Origin of the sequence: Rhodovulum sp. PH10 (assembly GCF_000293785.1) — a bacterium.
In the GTDB taxonomy this organism is placed as follows: domain Bacteria; phylum Pseudomonadota; class Alphaproteobacteria; order Rhizobiales; family Xanthobacteraceae; genus Rhodoplanes.
Genome location: NZ_AKZI01000010.1, coordinates 57,429 through 68,364 on the forward strand (window position 1 = coordinate 57,429; position 10,936 = coordinate 68,364).

Sequence of the window (10,936 nt, forward strand, 5' to 3'; positions counted from 1 at the left end):
CACCCCTCCCTGTCCCTCCCCCACGAGGGGGGAGGGAACGACAGAACCGCAACGACGACACGCGTGGCAGTCGGGTCCAGCTTGTGGCGGTGATCTCGATGACGTCCCGGCCCGCTGCGGCCTGCTCCCTCCCCCCTCCTGGGGGAGGGCTGGGGAGGGGGGGCGCCCGAGGCGCCGACGCGTGCCGTCGGATGCCGCTCCCGCATCGCCCTACTCCGCCGCGGTGCGGACCGGCACCGGGTCGCCGCCGAGGCGGACGCGGATGCGCTCCATCGCGAGATAGATCACCGGCGTGGTGTAGAGCGTGAGGAGCTGGCTCAGCAGCAGGCCGCCGATGATGGTGATGCCGAGCGGGAAGCGCAGCTCCGCCCCCGTCCCGTTCTCGAGCGCGAGCGGCAGCGCGCCGAACAGCGCGGCGAGCGTCGTCATCATGATCGGGCGGAAGCGCAGCAGGCACGCCTTCACGATCGCGTCGCGCGGGGACAAGCCCTCGCCGCGCTCGGCCTCGAGCGCAAAGTCGATCATCATGATGGCGTTCTTCTTGACGATGCCCATCAGCAGGATGATGCCGATCAGCGCGATCACCGACAGATCCTGGCCGAACACGATCAGCGCGAGCAGCGCGCCGACGCCGGCAGATGGCAGCGTCGAGAGAATCGTCAGCGGGTGGACGTAGCTCTCGTAGAGCACGCCGAGCACGATATAGATCGCCACCACCGCGGCGAGGATCAGCCACGGCGTGCCGGCGAGCGAGGAGGCGAACTCTTCGGCGTCGCCCGAATAGGCACCGGTGATCGAGCCGGGCATGCCGATCGCGACCTCGGCCGCGCTCACCGCCGCCACCGCGTCGCCGAGCGCCGCGCCGTGCCCGAGATTGAAGCTGACGGTCGCCGCCGGGAACTGCGCCTCGTGCATCACCACCAGCGGCGCGGTGGTGCGCTCGACGGTCGCCACCGTCGACAGCGGCACCAGCCCGTTCGAGATCGAGGAGGTGGTCGAGGTCGACGAGGTCGACGACGTCACCGACAGGATCGATGACGAGATGCCGACCGGCAAGAAGAGCTTCGAGAGCGCGGAGGGGTCGGTCTGGTATTCCGGCTTGGCCTCGAGAATCACCCGATACTGATTGGATTGCGCGTAAATGGTCGAGATCTGGCGCTGGCCGAAGGCGGAATAGAGCGTGTCGTTGATCGACTGCATCGACACGTCGAGCCGGGCCGCCTGCTCGCGGTCGATATGGATGAAGGCGCGCAGGCCGCCGTCCTGGCTTTCCGACGCGACGTCGCTCACGCGCGGGTCGTCCTGCAGGCGGGCGACCAGCCGCGCGGCCCAGCCCGAGACGTCGGCGGCGTCGACCCCGGTGAGGGTGTACTGATACTGCCCGCGGCTCGATCGGGTGGCGATCTGGATGTCCTGCACCGGCTGGAAATGGACCCGCATGCCGGGGATCGGCGCGACCGCCGCCTTCAGACGGTCGATCACGCCGTCGACGAAGACGGCGCGCGCGGCGCGCGGCGTCAGCACGATCTGCAGGCGGCCGGCATTGGGCGTCGGGTTCATGGTCGAGACGCCGATCACCGAGACGACGCCGGTGACGTCGGGGTCCTTGCGCACCGCCCGCACCACCTCGGCCTGCAGGCGCTGCATCTCGGCGAACGATACGTCCGGCCCGGCATCGGTCACCGCGGTGATCATGCTGGTGTCCTGCAGCGGCAGAAAGCCCTTGGGGATCACCAGATAGAGCCACACGGTGGCGGCGAGCGTCAGCGCGGTGACGACGAGCGTCCCGACCTGGTGGTTCAGCACCCAGTCGAGGCTGCGATGATAACCCGCGACGCTCGCCTCGATCGCCCGGTCGAGGCTGCGCCCGACCTTTCCGCCGGCGCCGTCCGCGGGGGCACGGCGCAACAGGCGCGAGCACATCATCGGCGTCAGCGTCAGCGAGACGATCGCCGAGACCACCACGGCGATGGTCAGGGTCAGCGCGAACTCGCGGAACATGCGGCCGACGATGCCGGTCATGAACAAGAGCGGGATGAACACCGCGATCAGCGACACGGTCAGCGAGATCACCGTGAAGCCGATCTCGCGGGCGCCGTCGAGCGCCGCCTCGAACGGGCTCTCGCCGTCCTCGACGTGGCGGACGATGTTCTCGATCATCACGATGGCGTCGTCGATCACGAAGCCGGTGCCGATGGTCAGCGCCATCAGCGACAGGTTGTTGAGGCTGAAGCCGCAGAACCACATCACCCCGAAGGTGGCGACGAGCGACAAGGGCAGCGCCACCCCGGCGATCACCGTCGCCCGCACGCTGCGCAGGAACAGCAGCACCACCAGCACGACGAGGCCGATCGCCAGCACCAGCGTGAACTGCACGTCGTGCACCGAGGCTTTGATGGTCCCGGTGCGGTCCGACACCACGGTGAGGTCGACGCCGACCGGCATCGCCGCCTTCAGCCGCGGCAGGGTGGCGAGGATGCGGTCGACCGTCTGGATCACGTTGGCGCCCGGCTGGCGCTGGATGTCGATCACGACCGCCGGCTTGTCGTCGTACCAGCCGCCGACCTTGTCGTTCTCCAGCCCGTCGATCACGTCGGCGACGTCGCGCAAGAGCACCGGGGCGTCGTTGCGATAGGCGACGATCAGGTCGCGATAGGCGCTCGCGGCCTCCAGCTGGTCGTTGGCGGCGATGGTGTAGGCCTGGTGGGCGCCGTCGAGCGCACCCTTGGGGCCGGCGACATTGGCGTTGGCGATGGTCGAGCGGAGGTCTTCGAGCGCGATGCCGTAGGCGGCGAGCCGCGAGAGATCGGCCTGGATCCGCACCGCCGGCTTGAGATTGCCCTGCACCGAGACGCGGCCGACACCGGTCACCTCGCTCATGCGCTGGGCGATCATGGTGTCGGCGAGGTCGCTCATGTCGCGCAGCGGGATGGTCTTCGAGGTCAGCGCGATGGTGACGATCGGCACGTCGGCCGGGTTCACCTTCGAGTAGGCGGGCGGATAGGGGAGGTTTCTCGGCAGCGTCGAGCCGGCGGCGTCGATCGCCGACTGCACGTCCTGCGCGGCGGCGTCGATGTCGCGCGTCAGCTCGAACTGAAGCGTGATCTGCGAGACGCCGTAGGAGCTCGACGACACCATCCCGGCGAGCGCGGGAATCTGCCCGAACTGCCGCTCGAGCGGCGCGGTGACCAGCGCCGCCATGGTGTCGGCGCTGGCGCCCGGGAGGCGCGTCTGCACCTGGACGGTGGGGAAATCGACCTGCGGAAGCGAGGCGACCGGCAGCAACCAATAGCCGAGCAGGCCGCCGAGCATCACCGCGACGCCGAGCAGCGAGGTGGCGATCGGGCGCCGGATGAACGGCGCGGAGACGCTCATCGCACGGTGCTCCCGCGGGCGCTCCCTTCGGTGCCGGACCGCCGGCTCTCGGCGGCCGACCGGTCGGTCGCCGGCTTGCCGGCCGCCGGCTCACCGTCCACCGCGGCGGCGGGCTCGGCCGGGTCGGCCCGGTCGGCCGGCGCGATCGCCGAGGCCTCGGTCTTCTGGCGGCTCGCGCCGTCCTTGCCGGCCTGCGGTGCCGCGCCGTTTCCGGTTCCGTTCCCGTTCCCCTCGCCCGACACGGTGACCTTCTTGCCGTCGGAAAGCTGCGAGAAGCCGGTGGTGACGATGCGGTCGCCGGCGGCAAGCCCGGAGGCGATCACCGCCTGACGGTCGTCCTGCTGGGCGACGGTGACCGGGCGCACCGCGACGGTCGAGCCCTTGCCGATCACGTAGGCGAAGGTGCCGTCCGGCCCGCGCTGCACGGCGGCGGTCGGCACCACCACGACGGCCTTCAGCGTGTCGACCAGGAGCTTCACATTGACGAACTGGCCGGGCCACAGCTGCAGGTCGGCATTCGGGAACTCGCCGCGCATCCTCACCGTGCCGGTGGTGGCGTCGACCTGGTTGTCGATCACCTTGAGGAGGCCGCGGTCGAGCACGGTCGTGTTGTCGGTGCCGAGCGCCAGCACCGGCAGGGCGCCGTGGGCAAAGGCCTTCACCACCTCGGAGAGCTGCTGCTGCGGCAGCGTGAAGGTGACGTAGATCGGCTGCACCTGGGTGATCGTCACGATGCCGGTGGTGTCGGCCGCCTTGACCAGATTGCCGACGTCGACCAGCCGGATGCCGGTGCGCCCGGTGAGCGGGGCGACCACCTTGGTGTAGTCGAGATAGGCCTTCTGGTTGTCGATCGAGGCCTGATCGGCCTTCACCTGCGCGGCGTACTGGGCGACGGTCGCGCGCTGGGTGTCGGCCTGCTGCTGGCTCGTCGCGTTCGACTTGGCGAGCCGCTCGTAGCGCTCGAGGTCGATCTTGGCGTTGGCGAGCAAGGCCTCGTCCTGCGCCTTCTTGGCGACCGCCTGATCGTACTGCGCCTGATAGATGGTCGGGTCGATCTCGGCCAAAACGTCGCCCTTGCGGACGGTCTGGCCCTCCTCGAAGTTCAGCTTCAGGAGCTTGCCGTCGACCTGCGAGCGCACCGTCACGCTGTTGAGCGCGCGGGCGGTGCCGACGCCGTCGAAATAGACCGGCACGTCGGCGGTGGCGGCGGTGGCAGCGAGCACCGGCACCGGGCCGCTGCGGGCGGTGCGGCGGCCGGCGGTCATGCCGGGGGGGCCGGGCGGGGCGCCCTCGTCGGCGCCGACCGGAGCGCTGCGCCGGCCGGACCAGCTCACCACGCCCCACACGGTGCCACCCATCACGGCGAGAGCGAGGCCGACGCCGAGCGCACGGCGCAGCCGCGAGCGGCGCGGCTTCGGCGCCGCGGTGGCGGAGGGGCGGGTCGCCGGATCGTCCGGCGAAGTGTTCGGGGGTACGCTCACACCTTGTCTCCGATGCGCGGCGGCCAGCCGCCGCCGAGCGCCTGGAACAGATCGACCGCCGCCAGGATGCGCGCGAGCCGCACCTGCACCAGCGTGTCGTCGGCATTGAACAACGTCTGCTGCGAGTCGAGCACCGTCACGAGGTCGACCGCGCCTTCGCGCAGCCGCGTCTCGGCGATGTCGAACGCCTTGCGGGCGGCGCGCACCGCCTCCGCCTGCAGCCGCTCGCGCTCGGTCTGCTTGGCGAGGTCGACCAGCGCGCGCTCGACGTCGGCGAAGCCGTTCAGCACCGCCTGCCGATAGGTCTGCAGAAGCTCGAGCTGGCGGCCCTGCGCCTGCTCGAGCTGGCCCTTCAGCGTGCCGCCGTCGAAGATCGGCTGGGTCAGGCCGGCGCCGACCGAGTAGAACCAGGCGCCCGGCCCGAACAGGCTCGACAGCGCCGCGCTCTGCACGCCGTTCTGGCCTGTGAGCTGGATCGACGGGAAGAAGGCGGCGCGCGCCTGCTCGACCGAGTGGTTGGCCGAGACGAGATCGGCCTCGGCGGCGCGGATGTCGGGGCGCTGGTTGATCAGGTCGGACGGCAGTCCGGGCGGGATGCGCGGCACCCGCACGGCATCGAGCGTGCCGCCCTTCACCGCGAAATGCTCGGGCGTGCGGCCGACCAGCACGGCGAGCGTCGCCCGGTTCTGGCGGATGGTGATCTCGAACGCCGGCAGCGTCGCCCGCACGGTGGCGACCAGCGATTCCTGCTGCGACACGTCGAGGCTGTTGGCGGTGCCCGCCTCGAAGCGCTCGCGCACCACCTTGAGGATGCGCTCGGCCGCCTTCAGGTTCTCCCGCGCGATGCGCAGGCGATCCTGGGCGCCCATCAGCTGGAAATAGGTCTTGGCGACGTTCGCCACGGCGGTGAGCGCGACGGTGTCGCGGTCGAACCGCGAGGCGACCGCGGTCTCCTGGGCGGCCAGCAGCGCGGCGCGGTTCTTGCCCCAGAAGTCGAGCTCGTAGCTCGCGTTGAAATAGCCGTCGAAGGTGCTGCGCGAGGCGCCGCTGCCGCCGGCCGCCCGCCCGGTGCGGGCGCGGCTCGCATCGGCGGCACCGCCGAGATAGGGATACAGCGCCGCGCCGGAGACGCGCGCCTGCGCGTCGGCCTGGATGATGCGGGCGACCGCGGCGGCGATGTCGAGATTGGAGATCTGGGCCTCCTCCATCAGCGTCGTCAGCTCGGCCGCGCGAAAGCCGCGCCACCAGTCGATCGACGGCCCGACCTCGGCGGAGCCCTTGCCCTCGCGATAGGCGTCCGGCACGTCGAGCCGGAGCGCCGGCTTCTCGGTGCCGACGAAGCAGCCGGCGAGCGCCTGGGCGAGCAGCACGACGCCGGCGACCGCCACCGTCCGCCGGCCGACGACGCCGCGCGGCGCCGGCGGAAGCGGGTGGTCCGGGCAGTCCGGGTCGGTGATGTCCGGGCTCGTCACGGCGTCCGGCCGGCCGCTGCCGGTCCGGCCTCCTTCGATACGTTGCGCACTCTCGTGTCCCCCTCGCATCCGCATGCCCACGGCCCGCGCCTCCCGTCGCGTGCCGCGGAGCGACCCGTCGCCATCGGCGCCCGGTCGCCCGTTGCGGAAGCCCCGAGGGCTCTGCACCCTCAAGACGGCAATTTATAGAGCGAAATCACCGTCTGCCGTCATGACGGATACGACGGATGCCGCCGGATCCTTCGCCGCACCCGCGCCGCACCCGGAGCTTTTTTCCGCCGGCCCGGAGCGGGCGTTCGGGGCCTTCGGAAAACACGAATGGCCGGGTTCGCCCCGGCCATTCGGTCGCCTGTCGGAAAATGCGGTCGGCCGATCAGTCGCCGAGGCCGCCCACGTGCTTCTGGGCGTACAGCTCGAGGCCGAGCTTGGAGACGAGGTCGAGCTGCGTCTCGAGGAAGTCGATATGGCCTTCCTCGTCGGTCATCAGCTCCTCGAACAGGTTCTTGGAGGGGAAGTCCTTGACGCTCTGGCAGTAGGCGGCGGCCTCCTGGTACAGCGCGCGGGCCTCCTGCTCGGCCGCGAGGTCGCATTCCAGGACCTCCTTGACGGTCTGGCCGATCCGCAGCGGGTCGAGCACCTGGAGGTTCGGGAAGCCCTCGAGAAAGAGGATGCGCGCGATGAACTTGTCGGCGTGCTGCATCTCCTCGATCGACTCCTCGCGCCACTTCTTGGCGAGGTCGAGATAGCCCCAATCCTCGAGCATGCGATAGTGCAGCCAGTACTGGCTCACCGCGGTGAGCTCGCTCCGCAATCCCTTGTTCAGGTATTCGATGACCTTGGCGTCGCCCTGCATCTGGCCTGCTCCGTTACGTCGGCAATCCATTGCGCGCCGCACCTGCGTCGCGTCCCGGTCAAAATGCTGGAACGACTCCAACTTAGCAAGGGCACGGCTGCGCGAAGAATCGTCAATACCTGCCCATGATACCATCGTCGGCGTTCTGGAACCGACGATGCTCGCCGGTCCGGCAACGCCACCGCCGCTCGAAACCATTCGATTTTCGGAAAGCCCCCGCGCGCCGCAAGCCGTCAGCCGAGCGGCTGGCCCGAGCGGAGATCGAGCCGCGGCTCCGGATGCGTCACCGGCGCGCCGGCCGTGGTCCCGGCCTCGATGGGCGCCGCATCCGCCGGCCTCGCGTGCTCGTGATGCGCGTGCGCCTGCCCGTGATGCGCGTGCGGATGATGGTCGTGGTCGTGGTCGTGGTCGTGGTGATGGTGGCCGTGACGGCCATGGTGGTCGGCGTGGTCGTGATGGTGGTCGCCGGCGTGATTGTTCGGGCAGCACGCGCACCCGTCGCCGCACTGCGCCAGCGCCTGGTTCATGATCTTGCGGATCGTCCGGGCGCAGCGGCCGCACTGGGCGCTGCAGCCGAGACAGCCATAGACCTGGCTGGTCATGCGCGGCGAGCGCTCGCTCACCACGTCCCGGATCTGGCGATCCGAGATGACGTTGCAGGAACAGACGATCATGGCGATGGCTGAATCCGGCTGTCGATCGTTCGGGATCGAAACGGCCGCCCCACGCGGCCGGTCTTCATGAAATAGTGCGGCTGCGAGGCAATTGCAAAAGAAAAAATCTCTTTTAAATGATTCCAACCGACAGGTTCATACGGTCATACGAGCGACATTTTCGTCACCACGAGGCGCGCAAGAACAGTCTTGACTGTGACTAGGCAGGCCAATGCGTCGAGACGACTGTCGAGGCGCAACGACACTACATCGCATCGTCTCGAATACGACAAAACTATACGATTGCCGATGCCGGGAAAGGCGCACGAAACGGTTGCCGGTCACCGGATCCCGACACTCTGAGCTTTCGTTCGTCGCAACCGCGACGCCCCGACGCAGCCCTCGGACGACTACGTAAGTCCAGCCGCCGGCGTACCTTTTTCCCCCGCGCCGCTCAGCGGACGGTGAAGTGGATGGGCCGGCGGAAGCGGGTCGGCGCGCCGGGAGGCGGCGCCGGAAACGGCGAGGCGCGGCGCACCATGGACAAGACCTCGCGGTCGAGCACCGCGCTGCCGCTGCTGCCGGCGAGCGCCGCCGAGACCACCCGGCCGCCGCCGTCGAGCGCGAAGGCGACCGTGGCGGTGCCGGTCTCGCGGCGCCGGCGGGCCTCCTCCGGATAGCGCTGGAAGCGGGCGAGATGGGCGGCCACCAGCCCCGGATAGTTCGACGCGGCATCCGACCGGCCGCGGCCGACCCCGCTCGAGCCGCGCGACGGCGAGGCCTCCGACGACGCCGCGGCGTCGCCGCGCGCGCCGGACCGCACAGCCGCGCGCGGCCGCGCCGGACGATGCGCCGTCCGCGCCGCCGGCTTTTGCGGCGCCGGCTTCGCCGTCTCGGCCTTTGCACGCACAGAGGCCGCGTCGGGCCGCGGATCGGCCGGCGGCACCGGCGTTTCGGCCCGCGCGGTCGTCTCGGCCGGCGGCACCGGCGCTACCGCCGCCACCGTCGCGGGTGGTGTCGTCTCGGCCGGTCGCTCGGGCGCCGGCGTCTCGGTCGTCACGGTCTCGGGGGCGGGAGCGGCGATCTCGCCGTCCGGCGCCGGCGGCGGCACCGTCTCGTAGGGTGCGGGTGCGGGAGCGGGCGCGGCCTCTTTCGTCTGGTCCGGAGACTCGTCCGGTGGCGGCGCGGTGTTTTCCACCTGTTGCGGCGCCACCTCGGCTTTCGTGGTTTCCGGCGGCGGCTCGGCCGCGCGCTGCTGCTCCGGCTCCGCGGACTGGTCCGCCTTCTCGTCCGCCTTCTCGTCCGCCTCTTGCGAGGTCGTCTCTCGCGCCGCGGGCTCGCGTTCCGGCTCGCCCGCCGCCGTGGCCGCCGCGGACGGCTCCGACGCGTCCTCGCTCGGCGTCTCCGCCCGGCCCGCCACCGTCGCGCCGCCGAGCACCAGCTCGACCGACATCACCTGCTCGCCGGTGCTCGCCATCGGCGGCGTGCGGGCATCCGCCAAGCGCAGCAGCCCGAGATGGACCGACAGCGACACCAAGAGCCCGACCATGAAGGCCGCGCTGAGCGGCGACGAGATCAGCGGCGCCGGCCGGCCTTCCGGCAAGACCTCGACCGCCGGCGGCTCGGACGGCGCGGCGCTCCGCCGGCCCGAGCCGTGGCGCGGGCGAAACACCAGGACGTTCTCGGCCTCCGCCGACAGCTCCGGCGGGATCGTGCCGGGCAGCGGGGCGGGCCGCTCCTCGGCGCGCACGGCGAGCCGGGGGCAGGACCGGTCGGGCGAGCGCGAACAGCGTTCGGGAAAAATCTCGGGCATGAGGTCACCGCACCTGCGGCCACTCTATGCCATCGGCCCCGGACCGCGCCACCGCCGCGATCCTATATCATCGATCATACAGGATGGAAGCCGGCGCACCCCAGCCCCGCGTTCGGAGCGCTACCGCTCGCCGCCGCGGGCGCGCGAGCGACAAGAAGAAGTCGAAGCCCCCTGGACGGTCTCGGCCGGCCGAGATCGTGATCGATTTACCCTTGGGGTGGCGTCGACAGGAGGCGCCCCGATCGAGTTAAGCCATGGCTCAGCATCGTCCGGATGGCGTGGAGAATGCGGATGTCGCGCCGGCGAACCGACACGATCACAAAACGATCGTCGGCATGGGGATACGCCCCTGTAGGAGGAAAAACCTTTGGTCACCTTTCAAAAGACGAGTCCGAGACGCCACGCGCGTTCGGAACCGATTGAGCAAATATACCACGAAGAACCGGTCCACACTCCGGGAAACTGCCCGCAATAAACGAGTTCCGCAGACCCTGTTCTGCCTGCAAGCTTTAGTTCTTAAGTCAAGACAGCGGAACGATGCGCGATTATGTCCGCCAACAACCGTCTGAGGGCTGGATTGTACTGGAGGATACGCGGACAACCCCGAAGCGGATCAGCGGCTACCCTTCTGGTCGACGCGGGGCGTTGCGGCCGGCAACCGTAAGCTGAGCTTCTTGGTGTCGTCCGAACTCGCCCCGGACGTGTACGGCCCTTCCGTCGCGCTCGCCCCTGTCGCGGTCACCGCATTTTTCTCCGCGGAAGGCTTCAGGCACCCCTTGCAGATGACAATACGCTCGCGGAGCCGCGCATCGATCCTTCTCTCGCGCTCGTACCATTCGGGAGTAAACGGCTTCAAGGGCGCGGCAGCATGTAAATCAGCGAGCGACCCATCATGGGCCCGCTTCACAGTAGAGCGGGTCGAATGCGAGGTCCCTGCGGCACTTGGACGACCTTCCGACACGACCGCACGATCGTAACGAAACTCGCTCCCACCCCGCGACACAGGCCACGCACCATAGGTGCCTGTGCCGCAGCTGGCCACTCCCGTGGCGACCATGAACACTGCGCAGAGTTGCCGGATGCTCATTCGCCCCTCCCGAGCCGAAGTTTAGTTGTATGACGTGAGCACCGCACGATCAAGCGAACTGTTGCTAGGGTCAGGGCAATCGCTTGAGGCGGGGGCCGGTATCGGCGCGGATATTGCTGTGATTCAAGAGAGGCCCGAAACGGCGCGGGCCTTCGATGACCGACGACACTGCCAAGGATACCGCCGGTCGATCCCTGATCGA

6 protein-coding genes are annotated in these 10,936 nt (G+C 69.7%); all 6 read right to left on the reverse strand.

The window, feature by feature from the left end; genetic code table 11:
• Positions 1 to 210: 210 nt before the first annotated feature.
• The 6 genes from A33M_RS02450 to A33M_RS22055 all read right to left on the reverse strand — a co-directional run bounded on the left by A33M_RS02450 (position 211) and on the right by A33M_RS22055 (position 9,647).
• The gene (locus A33M_RS02450) at positions 211 to 3,375 is read right to left on the reverse strand and encodes an efflux RND transporter permease subunit (protein ID WP_008383047.1); all 3,165 of its coding nucleotides are present in this window, start codon (positions 3,373 to 3,375) and stop codon (positions 211 to 213) included.
• Positions 3,372 to 4,856: an efflux RND transporter periplasmic adaptor subunit gene (locus A33M_RS02455; RefSeq protein WP_008383050.1), complete on the reverse strand. Its 1,485-nt coding sequence runs from the start codon at positions 4,854 to 4,856 to the stop codon at positions 3,372 to 3,374. The genes A33M_RS02450 and A33M_RS02455 overlap by 4 nt, the downstream gene beginning before the upstream one ends.
• Positions 4,853 to 6,328, reverse strand: a complete 1,476-nt coding sequence (locus tag A33M_RS02460; RefSeq protein WP_202801766.1) for an efflux transporter outer membrane subunit — start codon at positions 6,326 to 6,328, stop codon at positions 4,853 to 4,855. Before A33M_RS02460 ends, A33M_RS02455 begins: the two co-directional genes overlap by 4 nt.
• A 373-nt stretch (positions 6,329 to 6,701) precedes the next feature.
• Entirely contained in the window at positions 6,702 to 7,181 is a 480-nt protein-coding gene (gene bfr, locus A33M_RS02465; RefSeq protein ID WP_008383055.1) for a bacterioferritin, read from the reverse strand.
• Between the two features lie 233 nt (positions 7,182 to 7,414).
• Positions 7,415 to 7,855, reverse strand: coding sequence for a (2Fe-2S)-binding protein (locus tag A33M_RS22690; RefSeq protein ID WP_008383057.1), 441 nt, complete (start codon positions 7,853 to 7,855; stop codon positions 7,415 to 7,417).
• A gap of 433 nt (positions 7,856 to 8,288) precedes the next feature.
• Positions 8,289 to 9,647, reverse strand: a complete 1,359-nt coding sequence (locus tag A33M_RS22055) for an energy transducer TonB (RefSeq protein ID WP_008383059.1) — start codon at positions 9,645 to 9,647, stop codon at positions 8,289 to 8,291.
• Positions 9,648 to 10,936: the final 1,289 nt, after the last annotated feature.